We start from the raw sequence: 16,407 nt of genomic DNA, 5'->3' as shown, positions 1-16,407 counted from the left end.
AGATTAACCAGCTGACAGTCGTCCGACACTCCGGCGCTTGCGGTCAAACTCCAAGGCATCATTTTGCACGTCGAAAGGTAAAGTTGATCCGCTGCTCGCCCAAGCGCGGGTGCTGACCGTCCTTGATCGGCAACACGCCGTGATAACGCAGGCGATCCACGCCACCCCAGACCACAATATCGCCATGCAGCAACGGCACCCGCTGACTCTTGTCGCTGCGCACGAAACCGCCGAACAGGAACATGGCCGGCAAACCCAGCGACACCGAAACGATAGGTGCGGCGTAGGACTTTTCGTCTTTGTCTTGATGCAATGACATTTTCGCGCCAGGGACATAGCGATTGATCAGGCAGGAGTCCGGCTCAAACTCCATGAATCCCGCCTCCCGCGCGGCCGCCTGTGCCAACTGGAAAAACACTTCGGGCATGGGCGGCCAGGGCAGGCCGGTTTGTGGATCGTTGCGGGTGTAGCGATAGCCACTGGAGTCGGTGGTCCAGCCCCAGGTGCCACAGCTGCTCAAACCTGCCGACATGGTAAAACCGCCTGGCGTAACCATTTGCCGAAACGGCGCGACCACCAATACCGCCTCCAGTGCCGGTAGCAAGCGGTCAAGCCAGGGCAGGGCAAAGCCTCTCAAAACGTAGGACTGTTCGCCGATTTGATCGCGTCGAGGCTGTTGCTCGGGTTCCGCGTGCGCAAACAAGTCAAAGGTTGTCGGGTTCATGCTGTTCAAGACGCATCGTGAAAGATGATGCCAAGGGTATGCCGTTTTCCGCTGTGCAGGCGACTGACACCGTGGCGCAGGGTCACTCGGTAGTAACCGCGAGTCCCTTTGACGGGGCGCTGGTTGACCGCAAAGATCAGGCCGTCGCCTTTGTTCAGGTCGATGACTTGCGGGCGTGACTGCATGCGGGGACGCTGTTCGGTCAGTACGAACTCGCCACCGGTGAAGTCTTCCTGCGGCTCTGACAGCAAAATCGCCACTTGCAGTGGGAAAACGTGTTCGCCGTACACATCCTGATGCAGACAGTTGTAATCCTGAGGCCCGTATTGCAGCAACAACGGCGTGGGGCGCTGCTGACCGGCGGCATGACAACGTTCGAGGAAAGCGTCATGGCTTTCAGGAAAGCGGCTCGGCAAGCCCATCTGCTCATGCCAGCGATTGGCAATCGGTACCAGGCGTGGGTAAAGCGCACTACGCAAGCGAGCAACGAGTTGAGGCAATGGGTATCGGAAGTACTTGTACTCGCCGCGGCCAAAGCCGTGACGGGCCATGATCACCTGCGAGCGAAAGGGGTCGGATTGAGCGTACAAGGCGCTGATGTCATCACAGGCGTTGTGGCTCAACAGCGACCGGATGACTGCGCAGCCATCCTGATCCAGTTGTTGTTCCAGCGATATCCAGTCGAGTTTGTCCAGATATCGCTCGCTCATCGACGGGCCTCGCGGTCCGGTGGCATCAATAGGCAAACGATGGGATGGGACATTGCGCTGACTCCTTGACCCAGGGGTGAAGTGGTCAGTCTATGACGCGCCGGGGAATGGAACACTCCGGCGCTTGCGGTCGAATTTCAACGTCGGGGTGGTGTTACAGGGCTTTGCTGACACTGATGTCGCTGATGACGTCTTCGCCCTGGCCGTGCAGGGCCTCCAGCGCAGCCTTGGCCTCTTGCTCGGTGCCGTTTTCCAGCTGGGCGAATTCGAAGCGGCGTTCGCCGTTCAGTTTGTACTTGATGACGTATTTGGTTGTCTGGGCCACGGCCATACCTGTCTTTCTCTCTGTTTAAGAGCGGGAAATGTCACTCAGCTCAGTTTCGAGCTGGAGCGGCGGATGATCTTGATCGAATGGGTCAGGGTCGGTTTGCGGGTCACGCTGATCGCCCGACGGCTGACTGTGTCGATGGTGATGTTCCAGAAACCGGTGCTCGGCGCTGTGATGCGAGCCGGGAAAGTGTCGAACGCACCACCGTGATAGGTGTGGCGGCCGCCATTTTTGAAGCTGCGGAAGTTAGCGTCGTTCATCAGGCGGATGTTGCACGTCTGCGAACATTGAATGACGACGATGTCGTCCTCGTTGAGGTGCTCGCGCTGGTGGATAAATTTCATGGGCGCCTCCAGAAGGGCTTTTTCTACAAAATCAGAACGATAGCAAGGGTCGATTGGCGCGCAGTTTATCAGCCCCGAGGCTTTATTATCCGGCTGTCGTGGTTCGCATTGGCAATTAAAAACGGCTATCGCGCATTTGATAAGCGATAAAATGCAGTATCGCCGGAGAAAAAACCGATCTGCGCGGTCGGAGGGTCTTTAACGGAGGTTTCGTATGAAGTGGTGTATGTGGGGCCTGCCATTATTTTTGGCAGTCAGTGGTTGCGCCAGTGTCGAAGATATCAACGAGTCGCTGCCCACCATGAACGTGATCTCCGGCAAGAAACCCAATGAGTTCGCGCAATGCCTGAGCAAAAAACTCGCTGACAGTCGCGGCGCCTTGCAAATCGAACCCCAGAAGCACGGCGTGCGGGTGATCGTGCCGCAAAAACTGTCATCGGGGCCGGCGGCGGTGTTCGATATCGACGAGCGCTCAGGAGGCAGCAGTATCAAACTCCACGAAAGCATGTCCAATGTGCCGGTGCGCCCTCGGGACGTGCAAAATGCCGCGAATGAGTGCATTTCCGGCTGATAGACTACCGATATTCAATACCAGTGCCGTCGAAGCCAAGCTTTGGCGGCATTGTCATTTCTGGAGTCTGGCATGAAGCGAGAGCGGGTACGGGAGCGGCACGCAGAGGGACAGATCTGTGCGACCCACGTGATTCAAAATCCGGCGAATCTTGGCGAGTGGATCGTGTTTTTCAAGAAAAGCGCAGGCCGCAGTTTTTTTCTGGTGGACGAAAACGACGAAGTCGAATCCTTCGAACGCCTTGATGACCTGATCGAAACCTTGCGTGGCCTGGGCATCAAATTCGCCGAAATCCATATGTAGGGCAGGGTGCCTTACTTGCAGATCACCACCACGCTGCGGTTTTTGTAGTTGCCGACGTCAATGCCCAGGGTCTTGTCGCTTTCCTCGGGCGCAGGGCTACCGTCGGTGCCAACGATGCGATAACCGGTGCCTGCACAAGAGGCATCGGCCTTCTCATAACACGTTGCCCAGGAATTGGCTTCCCCCGAGCAATCGATGGACAGGCCTTGTTCGCCATTGTTCAAGTAGGTGGTCTCGGTTGTCGCGCAGCCACTCAGGGCCAATACCGCAATCAATGGCAAAAATCTGGTCATGTCGTTGTCGTCGTCATAGTGGTGGGCAAAGCCTGTGACAGCGCCGCGGGGCAAAGGTTATAGCCAAAGGCCACTTTCTGTACACGGTCACAAAAAAGCCCTGCACAATGGCAGGGCTTGGGGTGCGTCAATTCTTGTCTTTACCGCGTCGTTTCGGCTCGGGGTGCTCCAGTTCCAGCACCGCCGCCACTTCGGTCGCCATGGCTTCAGTCGGAAACGGGCCGACGATATTCTCGCCAGCGGCGTTACCGATCCACCATTGGCCGTCTTTTGCTTTGTTGATCAGGTACCCGTTGACGCTTTTTGCTGCCGACATCTATTTGCCTCGTTGGCTGGGTTCAATGGCGCCATGATAGCGCCAAATAACGCGACGAGTGTCGATGGATGCGGGGCGGTGTGATTGTTTGTCAGCAGACAAAGCGTGCAAAGCTGGCGGTCTCTGCTATCAATTACAGGTTGCCGAAGGGCGAACGCCGCCTCGCGCGGAACTATCGGCAAGAATATTTCTCCTATGATGGCATCGGTTAGCCAGCGCGGGGCATTGTAAGGTGCGTGCCGCCTGATTAGACTGCGCCGAAACTCGTACACACAGCCCTTTCAAGGACTTATATGATCAAGAAATGCTTGTTCCCAGCAGCCGGTTACGGTACTCGCTTCCTGCCAGCGACTAAAGCCATGCCCAAGGAAATGCTGCCGGTGGTAAACAAGCCACTGATCCAGTACGGCGTCGAAGAAGCACTGGACGCGGGTTTGAACGAAATCTCCATCGTCACCGGCCGTGGTAAGCGCGCCCTGGAAGACCACTTCGACATCAGCTACGAGCTGGAAAACCAGATCAAGGGCACCGACAAGGAGAAATACCTGGTCGGCATCCGCAAACTACTGGACGAGTGCTCGTTCTCTTACACTCGCCAGACCGAAATGAAAGGTCTGGGCCACGCGATCCTGACCGGCCGTCCACTGATCGGCGACGAACCTTTCGCCGTGGTACTGGCGGATGACCTGTGCGTCAACCTCGAAGGCGACGGCGTACTGACCCAGATGGTCAAGCTGTACAAGCAGTTCCGCTGCTCGATCGTGGCCATCCAGGAAGTCGATCCGCAAGAGACCAACAAGTACGGCGTGATCGCCGGCGAGATGATCCGCGACGACATCTATCGTGTGCACAGCATGGTCGAGAAGCCAAAGCCGGAAGATGCGCCGTCGAACCTGGCCATCATCGGTCGCTACATCCTGACCCCGGACATTTTCGACCTGATCGAACAAACTGAGCCAGGCAAGGGCGGTGAAATCCAGATCACCGACGCCCTGATGAAGCAAGCCCAGAACGGCTGCGTGATGGCCTACAAGTTCAAGGGCAAGCGTTTCGACTGCGGTGGCGCTGAAGGCTACATCGACGCGACCAACTTCTGCTTCGAAAACTTCTACAAGACGGGCAAGGCGTACTGATAGCGCGCTCGACTTGCTTGTTCTGAAAAGCCACCCCTTGGGGTGGCTTTTTCATTTCTGACGCTTGCCCGACGAGCGTCCGCGGGTATGCTGTTCACCTGCCGAGGAGATAGACAATGGCCTACGATTTTGACCTTTATGTGATTGGCGCCGGTTCCGGCGGTGTACGGGCGGCGCGGTTTGCCGCTGGTTTCGGTGCGAAAGTGGCCGTGGCCGAGAGCCGTTATCTGGGCGGCACCTGTGTCAATGTCGGCTGTGTGCCGAAGAAATTGCTGGTCTACGGTGCGCACTTTGCCGAGGACTTCGAGCAGGCATCCGGTTTCGGTTGGAGCTTGGACGAGGCGCAATTCGACTGGGCAACGTTGATCGCAAACAAGGACCGCGAGATCAATCGCCTGAATGCCATCTATCGCAACCTGCTGGTCAACAGCGGTGTGACCTTGCACGAGGCCCACGCCAAAATCGTCGACCCTCATACCGTCGAGGTCAACGGCGAGCGCTTCACTGCAAAAAACATCCTGATCGCCACGGGTGGCTGGCCGCAGATCCCGGAGATTCCGGGGCATGAACATGCGATCAGTTCCAACCAGGCATTTTTCCTCAAGGAACTGCCCAAGCGCGTGCTGGTGGTGGGCGGTGGTTACATCGCCGTCGAGTTCGCCGGGATTTTCCACGGTCTCGGCGCGCAAACGACGCTGCTCTATCGCGGTGAATTGTTCCTGCGTGGTTTCGACGGTTCGGTACGCAAGCATTTGCAGGAGGAGCTGACCAAGCGTGGCATGGACCTGCAATTCAACGCCGACATCGAGCGTATTGACAAACAGGCCGACGGTAGCCTGAAAGTGACGCTCAAGGATGGTCGTCAATTGGAAGCTGACTGCGTGTTCTACGCCACCGGCCGGCGTCCGATGCTGGACAATCTTGGGCTGGAAAACACCGGGGTCAAGCTCGACAAGAAGGGTTTCGTCGAGGTCGATGATCAGTACCAGACTGCCGAACCGTCGATCCTGGCGCTGGGCGATGTGATTGGGCGTGTTCAGCTGACGCCGGTTGCACTGGCCGAAGGCATGGCGGTTGCGCGGCGTTTGTTCAAGCCTGAGCAATATCGCCCGGTGGATTACAAAATGATCCCGACGGCAGTGTTCAGCTTGCCGAACATTGGCACTGTCGGTTTGACCGAAGAAGAAGCACGCGATGCCGGGCATGAAGTGGTGATCTTCGAAAGCCGTTTCCGGCCGATGAAGCTGACCCTGACCGAATGCCAGGAGCGCACGCTGATGAAATTGGTGGTAGATGCAAAGACCGACAAGGTGTTGGGTTGCCACATGGTTGGGCCTGAGGCCGGTGAAATCGTCCAGGGTCTGGCCATCGCCTTGAAGGCAGGCGCGACCAAGCGCGACTTCGACGAGACCATCGGCGTACACCCGACGGCCGCCGAAGAATTCGTGACCATGCGCACGCCGGTCGCCGGTTAAACACCTCTGTAGGAGCGAGCACGCTCGCGAAAAACGTCCAGGCGCCGCGTTCATTCAGGCGGGGCGCGTTATCGTTGACGTCCATCGCGAGCGTGCTCGCTCCTACAGGGTTCACCAGTCGCGCGGTCTGTAGGAGCGAGCACGCTCGCGAAAAACATCCAGGCACCGCGATCATTAAGGCAGGACGTTTTATCGTTGACGTTCATCGCGAGCGAACTCGTTCCTGCGTTGGATGCTTTCTTCAAGGCTCGTCTGGGCTTTGGTCAATTCGAGTTCCAGCGCCTTGTTGATCTGCGAGTGCTCCTCGATATCTTGTTTCAGTGACTGACTTTCCAGCAGGGCGACACGCAAGCGTTCCTGGAGGAGGGTGCGTTCGCCGTCAACCCGCGTTGCTTGCTCCAGCAGTTGATCCTGACGGCTGTTGCTCTGCTTGAGTTGTTCCTGCAACAGGCTCAGCTCGCGCAACGTTCCACGGTTTTCGGTCAGCAGCCGTTCGTTGTCGCGATGTAGCTGGGTGATTTCATCCTGACGCACCATCGCGCTTTGCTGCGCCTGACGCAGCTCCATCTGCAGTTGTTGTACCTGGTTTTCGTGACGGCTGTGTTCCTGCTCACGTTGCTCCTTGACCGCATTGCGGTAGTGCTCCAGTGCATCGCGCGCATGCAGGTGCTTTTCTTCTAGCGAGCGGATCTGCTCGTCCTTGTCCTTCAAGCGCAATTCGAAATCCGACAGCGCCTGTTTCAGCCCCGCATTGCGGGTTTGTTCGGACTGTAGGGCGGTGCGGGTTTCTTGCAGTGCTTCGGATTCTTGAGTCAGCGCCAGGCTCTGAATTTCGTATTGCTGTTGCAGCTCGGTGTTGGCTTCCTGGGCCTCTGCCAACTGCTCGTCCAGTGTTTTGCGCTGCGATTCGAATTGTTCGCGGGCCTGATCGATCGGTTCCTGTGCTTGTTCCTTCAAGCGTTGCGCCAGGCGCGATACCAGTGCCAGCAACTCATCGTCTATGGGCTCGGACGGCTCTGTTTGTGCCGGTTGAGGGTCGCTGCCGAGTTCTTTCAGGTACCGGTGAATCGTGGTTTTCGAGCCGGTATTGCCCATTTCGATGCGTATTGCATCGATGCTGGGGTTCTCGCCTCGGGCGAGGATCGCCAAACGCGCAGCCTGTACTACTGCCTTATTTACACCGCCACGGGCCATGACTGCTCCTACAATTTCGTGATGTGGTACGTATTACGTAAATACACATTGTACCATTGATAATTTAAAGTTAAATACAGCATGTTACTCACGCGGGATATACTGGTATTACCCAATGTCAAAGCGATTTCGAGGCCTCTCGTACGTGATTGCCCTGTACAACCCCCCTGTAGGAGCAAGCTTGCTCGCGAAAAAACCGAGAGCGCCACGGAGCAACTGCCGATCAGCGTTATCGTTGGCGTCCATCGCGAGCGTGCTCGCTCCTACAGGTCATTGCCATGAGTGATCTGGATCGCTATCTGCAAGCCGCCACGCGCGACAACACTCGCCGCAGCTATCGCGCGGCCATCGAGCACTTTGAGGTGACTTGGGGTGGTTTCCTGCCGGCCACCAGCGACAGCGTGGCGCGTTATCTGGTTGCCCATGCGGGCGTGCTGTCGATCAATACCTTGAAGCTGCGATTGTCGGCGCTGGCGCAATGGCACAACAGCCAAGGCTTCGCTGATCCGACGAAAGCACCCGTGGTGCGCAAGGTGTTCAAGGGGATTCGGGCGTTGCATCCAGCTCAGGAAAAGCAGGCCGAGCCTTTGCAGCTTCAGCATCTTGAGCAAGTGATCGCGTGGCTGGAGCAGGAGGCGCGCACGGCAATCGCTGAACAAGACCGACCCGCGCTGCTGCGAGCCAGGCGTGATAGCGCGCTGATCCTGCTGGGCTTCTGGCGCGGATTTCGGAGCGACGAGCTGTGCCATTTGCAGATCGAACATGTGCAAGCGATTGCCGGCTCCGGCATTACCTTGTACTTGCCGCGCAGCAAGAGTGATCGGGAAAACCTCGGCAAGACCTACCAGACGCCAGCCTTGCAGCGGTTATGTCCGGTGCAGGCCTATATCGCCTGGATCACTGAAGCGGCTCTGGTACGTGGGCCGGTCTTTCGCGGCATCGATCGCTGGGGCCACCTGAGCGAGGAGAGATTGCACGCCAACAGTGTGATTCCGTTGTTGCGTCAGGCGCTTGAGCGCGCAGGGATTGCGGCTGAGCAATACACCAGCCACTCCTTGCGCCGCGGCTTCGCCTCGTGGGCGCATCAGAGCGGCTGGGATTTGAAATCATTGATGAGTTATGTGGGCTGGAAGGATATGAAGTCGGCCATGCGCTATATCGAGGCCAGCCCGTTCCTCGGCATGACCCAAATCTCGGAAAAAGACACGAACCCTGACCTGTAGGAGCTGCCGAAGGCTGCGATCTTTTTAACAGGTTAAAAGATCGCAGCCTCGTTGCACTCGACAGCTCCTACAGAAGAAATCGTAGAGATCGTTTTCTTCTATTAATACCGTTGGCTAATAGCGAAAGCCAATCAGCGGCATCAGGTTTGCCAATGAGCCAACCGTCCGTCGAGTGGGTAAAGTTCTCTCCATCAACTTCTTAACCCCTGACGGAGAGTCAACGATGCCTATCATCAACAGCCAAGTTAAACCTTTCAAAGCTGATGCATTCAAAAATGGCGACTTCGTAAAAGTCTCGGACGCTGACCTGAAAGGCAAGTGGTCGGTCGTGTTCTTCTACCCAGCTGACTTCACCTTCGTTTGCCCAACCGAGCTGGAAGACCTGGCCGACAACTACGACGCATTCCAGAAACTGGGCGTCGAGATCTACAGCGTCTCCACCGACACTCACTTCGCTCACGCTGCCTGGCACAACACTTCGCCAGCCATCGGCAAAATCCAGTACACCATGATCGGCGATCCGACCCACGCGATCTCCCGCAACTTCGACGTGCTGATCGAAGAAGCTGGTCTGGCCGACCGTGGCACCTTCGTGATCAACCCTGAAGGCCAGATCAAAATCGTTGAGCTGAACGACGGCGGCGTTGGTCGTGACGCGTCCGAGCTGCTGCGCAAGATCAAGGCTGCCCAGTACGTCGCCGCTCACCCAGGCCAGGTTTGCCCAGCCAAGTGGAAAGAAGGCGAAGCCACTCTGGCTCCGTCCCTGGACCTGGTCGGCAAGATCTAAGTCCGTGACACGCTCCACAGGGCGGAACTCCGCGCCTACTCAGTAAGCTGCACCGCCCAATAAAAACGCCCGGGCGAGATTCGCTCGGGCGTTTTTTATGCAAGAAATTCAATAAAGGAAATCGCCCGTATGTTGGACGCCAATCTTAAAGCCCAGTTGAAATCGTACCTGGAACGGGTCACCCAACCGATCGAGATCGTTGCCTCCCTCGATGACGGTGCGAAATCCCGGGAAATGCTCGAACTGTTGAAAGACGTTGCAAGTCTTTGCGCCCAAATTACTTTGCTCGACAACGGTGAAGATGCGCGCAAGCCATCGTTCTCGATCAATCGACCCGGTCAGGACATCGGCCTGCGATTCGCCGGCATCCCGATGGGGCACGAATTCACCTCGTTGGTGCTGGCCCTGCTGCAAGTCGGCGGCCACCCTTCGAAAGCCAGTGCGGAAGTGCTCGAACAGATCCGCTCGCTCAAGGGTCAGTTCAGCTTCGAGACATACTTCTCGCTCTCCTGCCAGAACTGCCCGGACGTGGTCCAAGCGTTGAATTTGATGTCGGTGCTGAACCCGAATATCCGCCACGTCGCCATCGACGGCGCGCTGTTCCAGGCCGAAGTCGATGAGCGCAAGATCATGGCTGTGCCAAGTATCTACCTCAACGGCGAAGTGTTCGGCCAGGGCCGCATGGGGCTGGAAGAAATCCTTGCCAAGATCGACACCAGTGGCGCCGAGCGCCAGGCCGAGAAAATCAGCGCCAAGGACGCCTTTGACGTGCTGGTGGTTGGCGGTGGCCCGGCCGGTGCTTCGGCAGCGATTTACGCTGCACGTAAAGGCATTCGCACCGGTGTGGCGGCTGAGCGTTTCGGTGGCCAGGTGCTCGACACCATGGCCATCGAGAACTTCATCTCCGTGCAAGAAACCGAAGGGCCGAAACTGGCCAGTGCACTGGAAGAACACGTCAAGCAGTACGACGTCGACATCATGAACTTGCAGCGGGCCACCTCGCTGATCCCGGCGAAGAATCCCGGCGAGTTGCACGAAGTTCGATTCGAAAGCGGAGCCAGCCTGAAAACCAGGGCGCTGATTCTTGCCACCGGCGCCCGCTGGCGTGAAATGGGTGTGCCGGGAGAGCAGGAATACAAGGCCAAGGGCGTTTGCTTCTGCCCGCATTGCGACGGCCCGTTGTTCAGGGGCAAGCGCGTAGCGGTCATCGGCGGCGGCAACTCCGGCGTTGAAGCGGCAATTGACCTGGCGGGCATCGTCAGCCACGTCACGCTGCTGGAATTCGACAGCAAGCTGCGCGCCGATGCGGTGCTGCAACGCAAACTGTTCAGCTTGCCCAACGTCGATGTCATCACCAGCGCGCTGACCAGCGAAGTGAAGGGTGACGGCGAGAAGGTGAGTGGTCTGGCCTACAAGGATCGCGACTCAGGCGAGTTCAAAACGATCAACCTCGAAGGCATCTTCGTGCAGATCGGTTTGCTGCCCAATACTGACTGGCTCAAGGGCACTGTCGAGTTGTCGCCCCGTGGCGAGATCATCGTCGATGCGCGTGGCGAGACTTCGCTGCCGGGCGTATTTGCTGCCGGCGACGTGACCACCGTGCCGTACAAGCAGATCGTGATCGCAGTGGGCGAGGGCGCCAAGGCTTCTTTGAGTGCATTCGATCACCTGATCCGCACCTCCGCCCCGGCATAAAACACAAAACCCCATGAGCGATCATGGGGTTTTTTGTGGATCGAAAGATCGCAGCCTGCGGCAGCTCCTACACCGATCAATGTAGGAGCTGCCGCAGGCTGCGATCTTTTGATTTTGTTTACAGCGGCGCAGGCTGGATGATTTCGACCCAGTAGTTATCCGGATCCTTAATGAACGCCAGGCTCTTCATGCGGCCATCGGTCAGGCGTTTCTGGAAATCGCAGCCCAATGCTTCGAAGCGCTCGCACGCAGCGACGACATCCGGCACCGAAATGCAGATGTGGCCGAAACCGCGCGGGTCGGTGTTGCCGTTGTGGTAGGCGAACTCCGGATCGTTTTCGGTGCCGTGGTTGTGGGTCAGTTCCAGAATGCCGGGGATGGATTTCATCCACTCGGTACGCGCGGCGGCATCGGCCGGGACTTGGTTTTTATCCACGAGAGCGAGGAAGTACAGGCTGAATTCGGCTTCCGGGAAATCGCGTTTTTCTACCAGTGTGAAGCCCAGGATTCGGGTGTAGAAATCCAGGGATTTGGTGATGTCCTTGACCCGCAACATGGTGTGGTTGAAGACGAATTTCTGGGTGGCGGTGTCAGGCTGTGCGGTGACGCCGGGGAAAGTGCTTAGTTCGTGCAGGCTCATGGGCCCTCCGGAAAATAAGTGGGGCTGACGATTGGCGACCATGATACGCAAGGGTTAGGACATCACCAACCGAAAGCGTCGGCTATTGCCTGGCAGCCGCACTGGGCTCAGACTTCACGGCTCAAAATCTGAGTGCTTATTGCAATGATTCGATTCGGTAAATCGGTGTTCATCCTGATGGGCGTTCTGTCCGGTATCGCCTGTGCTTACGCCGAAGCACCGGTCATGACCTGGCCTGCCGGATGGCAGGTCGAAGCGATTGATCAGGGCGCCGCCACTACCGGCGTTTCCCGTCAGCGTGCGGTGAAAATCGATCAAAGCGGCACACCGGTCATGGTGATGGAGTTGACCATCTCGCAAGTGGAAAGCGGGCACCAGGTCAACCTCGAAGGCGTGTTGCTGGAGATGCGTAAGTCGGTGCAGAAAGACTTTTTCCAGGGCGGCTATCAAAGTGTCTGTAACCGGATTCATCCGGCCACGTTAAGTCGGTTATCGGCGCTGGAAACCACCTGCACCATCACGCAAAACGGCCGGCATGTGCTTTCTCAAACTTTGGTCGCGGCTGTGGATGCCGATAAAGCCTACGTTCTTTCCTACGCGGGGCAGGCCGAGGCTTATAAGGCCAGTCAGGATGAAATAGAGGCGGCGCGTAACGCCTTGAAACTTTAATAGAAGACTTTAGTAACTGCAGGCTTTGGCTCTGCCTCGAAATATTTAGATACCCAAAGGGATTAAGCACAAAGTTAATCCGCAAGTTGAGAGTTGACCGTTCAAGATCGTTGAATGTAGAAGGCACACATGAAAAAGCCCTGCATTGGCAGGGCTTTTTTATAGCGCGTGTGCTTATCCACGCAGCCAGGAGTCAACGGTGGCTGCACCGTATTGTTCCTTCCAGGCCTTGAGGCCGCGATGGTTGCCGCCCTTGGTTTCAATCAGCTCACCGGTGTGTGGATTCTGATAAACCTTGACCACACGAGCGCGGCGGGTTTTAGGCGCTGCGGTATGTTGAAGGCCAGATTTTGCCGGGTTCGGATCGAGAATGGCGATGATGTCGCGCAGGCTCTTGCCGTAGGTTTTCATCAGCCCCTGGAGCTTCTCTTCGAATTCGATTTCTTTCTTGAGCCCGGCGTCGTTCTTCAGGGATTCCAGCTGTTTGAGCTGCTCTTGAAGGGCCTTTTCAGCTGCACGAAATTCAGCGAGTCTGGACAATATCTTTACTCCAATAGTGTGTTTGGCTGATACCAACCGCAAACAAAGCTATAAGCCAAGAGCCTTGAAGCGACTCGGTGATTAAATGGCTCACCTGCCCAATTACCGCAGGCATGAAAAATTGTAGTAGTTAATGAGCCAAGAGTAAATCATGTCTTTTTTTTCATGTAACGAGAGTAGGCTTTTGATTCAAATTGGTGCGCTGTAATGCCGTCCAGACGCTAAAAACTACTAATTAATGCCTACTTAATGCACTAATGAACTCCGCGCCAGGCATCGGTCGCCCGTACAGATAGCCTTGCAGGAAGTTAACGTTATGGGCGGTCAGGTAATCACTTTGTTCCTGGGTCTCCACGCCTTCGGCAACCATCGCCAAGTCGAGCTTGGCGGCCAGTTCCATGATGCTGTCCAGTATGTGGCTGGACAGCGAGTCTATGCCGATCATGGCGACGAAACTCTGGTCGAGTTTCAAGTAATCGACATTGAACTGACGCAGATAACCGAGGCTGGAATGGCCGGTGCCGAAGTCGTCGATGGCGATCTTCACCCCCAGTTCATGCAATTGCTCGAACAGTTGATGGGTAATCGCCGTGGGTTCGATCAGTTCGCGTTCGGTCAGCTCAAGCACCAGATGAATGGAGCCCGGGGCAAAATTCGCGAGAAATTGTCGGCAATCCTCGACCAGTTCCAGGTCATGGCAGTGGCTGGCGGTGATGTTAATACCAATATGAAAGGGCTCCTCAAACGACGCGGACAACGGCGCGAGCAAGGCGGCAGTCTGTTGCATCAATGAGCGGGTCATCGGCACGATCAGCCCGGAGTGTTCGGCGAACGGAATGAATAGATCGGGACGCACCAGGCCTTCTTTTGGGTGGTTCCAGCGCATCAACACTTCAACGCCCGAGAGCTTTTTACTGTCGCCATGCACAACGGCCTGGAAATAAGGAACGAACTCCGCCGCGTCCAGCGCACGCTTCATTTCATGGGTCGGTGACGATGTACGTTTCTGCAGAACATAGCCGATCAGCCCCGACACAACGCCAAAGAACATCAGCAGGCTGAACAGCGGCGGGTATTGGCTGCTCATGTAGCGCCAGGTTTCGCCCTCGGGAAACCCGGCCTGAACGCCAAAGGCATAACGTGAAGAGTCGAGCCTGGTTTGCGCCACCGGGAAGGCGTGGAGAGGGCCGTTATGAAACTGGCCATCGGCGGTCAACCAACTGGGGCCGACCCGCAGGGCCAGCATCGTATGACGGCCGATCAGGCTCAGTACGTTGCTCAGGTGGTAGCCATCGAGTGTGCTCAGCGCGCCTCGTTTGCCTTCGCCGAGTCGATACACCAGCAATGAGGTATCGGGTGTGATCGGATTGCCCTTCATCAATAGCAGGCGGCCTGCGGAGTAGTCCCCTGGCTCGATTTTCTCGTGATAGTCACCAAACAAGGAGCTGCAATAAATGGCGTCGTCCCACACCAGATTGGTCGAGCGTACAAACGGACGGCGAGTGACTTGCTCGCGCAAGGCGAGGTTGACGTCGATGCAACTTTGTCCGGCCAGCGGCAGCAGTTCCCGAGCCGCTTGCGCCGTGTTGTCGAGCATCAGCTCGAACTGGCGAATGGCTTCTTCGGCGGTTTGTTGCGTACTTCGCTGGAGCGTGCGCTCAGCCTGCACATAAAGAATGGCGGCGCCGAGCAATACCGGGAGCAATCCGCTGGCTAGGGTGATCGCAATTCTGATGCCGCGGCTGCGGGTCTTGGCTTTGAGGGGCATTTGCGAAACCTGTGACGATCAAATAGGGCTCCCAAATGCTGGCGGGGCGAAACACCCTGCAAAAAGAGATCAAGTTCGAACCATGATAGTTGGCCCATGGCATTTATGCCGCTCATCGATAATCCAGGTGCTGGGCGAGTTAAATAAGATCTGTAGCCGCCGGTCATGCCAATGCCGGGGGTGGCGCTCTCGCTCTGTTGTTGAGCGAACAGCTGACGCTGGCGATGTATCTGGGAGGAGGGCTGATTCTGGCGGGCATTTTCCTGTGCAACAAACCCCTTGCGTCCGTGGGGGAAAAGGGGATTTTATACAGAAGGCGGACAAACTGATTTACGCTGTGTAGAATCAAGTTACGCATACAAGAATACGTCTCCTGGCAACAGGAGCTTCGCCCGCAAGAGCCTTGGGTCGACCATGAAGTTATTAGGGTTTCAATTGATCTACGGTGATTTTCTCGCCCGCAGCGTGCGGGGCATCTCCTGCGCGCCACCCTCAGGTCTCAGCATCGCTAGTCACTAACGTTCCGTTAATTTCTAAACGCATGATGAGGCGCCAACCATGGCAGATTTATACGAAAACCCAATGGGCCTGATGGGCTTTGAGTTCATCGAATTCGCATCGCCAACACCCAATACCCTGGAGCCGATCTTCGAGATCATGGGCTTCACCAAGGTCGCGACACACCGCTCCAAGGACGTGCACCTGTATCGCCAGGGCGCGATCAACCTGATCCTCAACAACGAACCCCACAGCGTCGCTTCGTACTTCGCCGCCGAGCACGGCCCGTCGGTGTGCGGCATGGCGTTTCGCGTCAAGGATTCGCAAAAAGCCTACAAGCGCGCCCTGGAACTCGGCGCCCAGCCGATCCACATCGAAACCGGCCCGATGGAGCTGCACTTGCCGGCGATCAAAGGCATCGGCGGCGCGCCGCTGTACCTGATCGACCGTTTCGGCGAAGGCAGCTCGATCTACGACATCGACTTCGTGTACCTGGAAGGTGTCGACCGTCACCCGGTGGGAGCGGGCCTCAAGATCATCGACCACCTGACCCACAACGTGTACCGCGGCCGCATGGCCTACTGGGCGAACTTCTACGAGAAGCTGTTCAATTTCCGCGAGATCCGCTACTTCGACATCAAGGGCGAATACACCGGCCTGACCTCCAAGGCCATGACCGCCCCGGACGGCATGATCCGTATCCCGCTGAACGAAGAATCGTCCAAGGGCGCAGGGCAGATCGAAGAGTTCCTGATGCAGTTCAACGGCGAAGGCATCCAGCACGTGGCCTTCCTGTCCAATGATCTGGTCAAGACCTGGGATCACCTGAAAAGCATTGGCATGCGCTTCATGACCGCGCCGCCGGACACCTACTACGAAATGCTCGAAGGCCGTTTGCCGAACCACGGCGAGCCGGTCGGTGAACTGCAGGCGCGGGGTATCTTGCTGGACGGTTCGTCCGAGGCGGGTGACAAGCGTCTGCTGCTGCAGATCTTCTCGGAAACCCTGATGGGGCCGGTGTTCTTCGAATTCATCCAGCGTAAAGGCGATGATGGTTTCGGCGAGGGCAACTTCAAGGCGTTGTTCGAATCGATCGAGCGTGATCAGGTTCGTCGAGGCGTGTTGTCCACTGATTAAGCTGTAGGAGCGAGGCTTGCCCGCGATGACGCCTGCACATCCAACATCAGTGTTGGCTG

At 56.9% G+C, this 16,407-nt stretch carries 19 protein-coding genes; 9 read left to right on the top strand and 10 right to left on the bottom strand.

Annotation, left to right across the window (positions count from 1 at the left end; all coding sequences use genetic code 11):
• Positions 1-58: 58 nt before the first annotated feature.
• The 4 genes from alkB to ABTV22_RS15460 form a co-directional block, all read right to left on the bottom strand.
• Entirely contained in the window at positions 59-724 is a 666-nt protein-coding gene (alkB, locus tag ABTV22_RS15475; protein ID WP_433735384.1) for a DNA oxidative demethylase AlkB, read from the bottom strand.
• A 5-nt stretch (positions 725-729) separates the two neighbouring features.
• On the bottom strand, positions 730-1,434 hold the full coding sequence (locus ABTV22_RS15470) for a 2OG-Fe(II) oxygenase (RefSeq protein WP_433735383.1): 705 nt from the start codon (positions 1,432-1,434) through the stop codon (positions 730-732).
• Between the two features lie 154 nt (positions 1,435-1,588).
• A complete protein-coding gene (locus ABTV22_RS15465; RefSeq protein WP_433741545.1) occupies positions 1,589-1,759 on the bottom strand; it encodes a hypothetical protein in 171 nt (56 codons plus the stop codon).
• Between the two features lie 44 nt (positions 1,760-1,803).
• Positions 1,804-2,106: a DUF1883 domain-containing protein gene (locus ABTV22_RS15460; protein WP_039768744.1), complete on the bottom strand. Its 303-nt coding sequence runs from the start codon at positions 2,104-2,106 to the stop codon at positions 1,804-1,806.
• Between the two features lie 214 nt (positions 2,107-2,320).
• On the opposite strand from ABTV22_RS15460, the gene ABTV22_RS15455 reads away from it, so the two are divergent.
• Positions 2,321-2,677: a hypothetical protein gene (locus ABTV22_RS15455; protein WP_433735382.1), complete on the top strand. Its 357-nt coding sequence runs from the start codon at positions 2,321-2,323 to the stop codon at positions 2,675-2,677.
• A gap of 72 nt (positions 2,678-2,749) precedes the next feature.
• On the top strand, positions 2,750-2,980 hold the full coding sequence (locus ABTV22_RS15450) for a hypothetical protein (protein ID WP_433735381.1): 231 nt from the start codon (positions 2,750-2,752) through the stop codon (positions 2,978-2,980).
• 11 nt (positions 2,981-2,991) lie between these two features.
• Here the strand turns inward: ABTV22_RS15450 and ABTV22_RS15445 are convergent, their stop codons facing one another.
• Together ABTV22_RS15445 and ABTV22_RS15440 are read right to left on the bottom strand one after the other, a co-directional pair.
• Positions 2,992-3,273, bottom strand: coding sequence for a hypothetical protein (locus ABTV22_RS15445; RefSeq protein ID WP_433735380.1), 282 nt, complete (start codon positions 3,271-3,273; stop codon positions 2,992-2,994).
• A 127-nt stretch (positions 3,274-3,400) separates the two neighbouring features.
• Entirely contained in the window at positions 3,401-3,589 is a 189-nt protein-coding gene (locus ABTV22_RS15440) for a hypothetical protein (RefSeq protein WP_433735379.1), read from the bottom strand.
• Between the two features lie 293 nt (positions 3,590-3,882).
• On the opposite strand from ABTV22_RS15440, the gene galU reads away from it, so the two are divergent.
• Both galU and gorA read left to right on the top strand, forming a co-directional pair.
• Entirely contained in the window at positions 3,883-4,722 is an 840-nt protein-coding gene (gene galU, locus ABTV22_RS15435) for a UTP--glucose-1-phosphate uridylyltransferase GalU (protein ID WP_011061681.1), read from the top strand.
• A 116-nt stretch (positions 4,723-4,838) separates the two neighbouring features.
• On the top strand, positions 4,839-6,197 hold the full coding sequence (gorA, locus tag ABTV22_RS15430; RefSeq protein ID WP_433735378.1) for a glutathione-disulfide reductase: 1,359 nt from the start codon (positions 4,839-4,841) through the stop codon (positions 6,195-6,197).
• 189 nt (positions 6,198-6,386) lie between these two features.
• Here the strand turns inward: gorA and ABTV22_RS15425 are convergent, their stop codons facing one another.
• Positions 6,387-7,391: a DNA-binding protein gene (locus ABTV22_RS15425; protein ID WP_433735377.1), complete on the bottom strand. Its 1,005-nt coding sequence runs from the start codon at positions 7,389-7,391 to the stop codon at positions 6,387-6,389.
• A 278-nt stretch (positions 7,392-7,669) separates the two neighbouring features.
• Between ABTV22_RS15425 and ABTV22_RS15420 the strand changes: the two genes are divergently transcribed.
• The 3 genes from ABTV22_RS15420 (at position 7,670) to ahpF (ending at position 11,096) form a co-directional block, all read left to right on the top strand.
• A complete protein-coding gene (locus tag ABTV22_RS15420; protein ID WP_433735376.1) occupies positions 7,670-8,614 on the top strand; it encodes a site-specific integrase in 945 nt (314 codons plus the stop codon).
• 223 nt (positions 8,615-8,837) lie between these two features.
• Complete coding sequence (gene ahpC, locus ABTV22_RS15415) at positions 8,838-9,401, top strand: alkyl hydroperoxide reductase subunit C (protein ID WP_007975937.1); 564 nt, start codon at positions 8,838-8,840, stop codon at positions 9,399-9,401.
• 129 nt (positions 9,402-9,530) lie between these two features.
• Entirely contained in the window at positions 9,531-11,096 is a 1,566-nt protein-coding gene (ahpF, locus tag ABTV22_RS15410; RefSeq protein WP_433735375.1) for an alkyl hydroperoxide reductase subunit F, read from the top strand.
• Positions 11,097-11,214: 118 nt separating this feature from the next.
• On the opposite strand, the gene gloA is transcribed toward ahpF, so the two are convergent.
• Positions 11,215-11,736 (bottom strand): lactoylglutathione lyase, encoded by a 522-nt coding sequence (gloA, locus tag ABTV22_RS15405; protein ID WP_433735374.1) that lies wholly within the window; start codon positions 11,734-11,736, stop codon positions 11,215-11,217.
• A 144-nt stretch (positions 11,737-11,880) separates the two neighbouring features.
• On the opposite strand from gloA, the gene ABTV22_RS15400 reads away from it, so the two are divergent.
• Positions 11,881-12,405, top strand: coding sequence for a DUF4946 domain-containing protein (locus ABTV22_RS15400; RefSeq protein ID WP_433735373.1), 525 nt, complete (start codon positions 11,881-11,883; stop codon positions 12,403-12,405).
• 174 nt (positions 12,406-12,579) lie between these two features.
• On the opposite strand, the gene ABTV22_RS15395 is transcribed toward ABTV22_RS15400, so the two are convergent.
• The gene (locus ABTV22_RS15395) at positions 12,580-12,945 is read right to left on the bottom strand and encodes a histone-like nucleoid-structuring protein, MvaT/MvaU family (RefSeq protein ID WP_157711237.1); all 366 of its coding nucleotides are present in this window, start codon (positions 12,943-12,945) and stop codon (positions 12,580-12,582) included.
• A gap of 235 nt (positions 12,946-13,180) precedes the next feature.
• A complete protein-coding gene (locus ABTV22_RS15390) occupies positions 13,181-14,713 on the bottom strand; it encodes an EAL domain-containing protein (protein WP_433735372.1) in 1,533 nt (510 codons plus the stop codon).
• A 558-nt stretch (positions 14,714-15,271) separates the two neighbouring features.
• On the opposite strand from ABTV22_RS15390, the gene hppD reads away from it, so the two are divergent.
• Positions 15,272-16,348: a 4-hydroxyphenylpyruvate dioxygenase gene (hppD, locus tag ABTV22_RS15385; RefSeq protein WP_433735371.1), complete on the top strand. Its 1,077-nt coding sequence runs from the start codon at positions 15,272-15,274 to the stop codon at positions 16,346-16,348.
• The last annotated feature ends 59 nt before the right edge of the window (positions 16,349-16,407 follow it).

It is taken from the genome of Pseudomonas putida (assembly GCF_050990305.1).
Lineage (GTDB): Bacteria > Pseudomonadota > Gammaproteobacteria > Pseudomonadales > Pseudomonadaceae > Aquipseudomonas > Aquipseudomonas putida_AH.
This window is presented reverse-complemented; position numbering and strand designations above follow the sequence as displayed.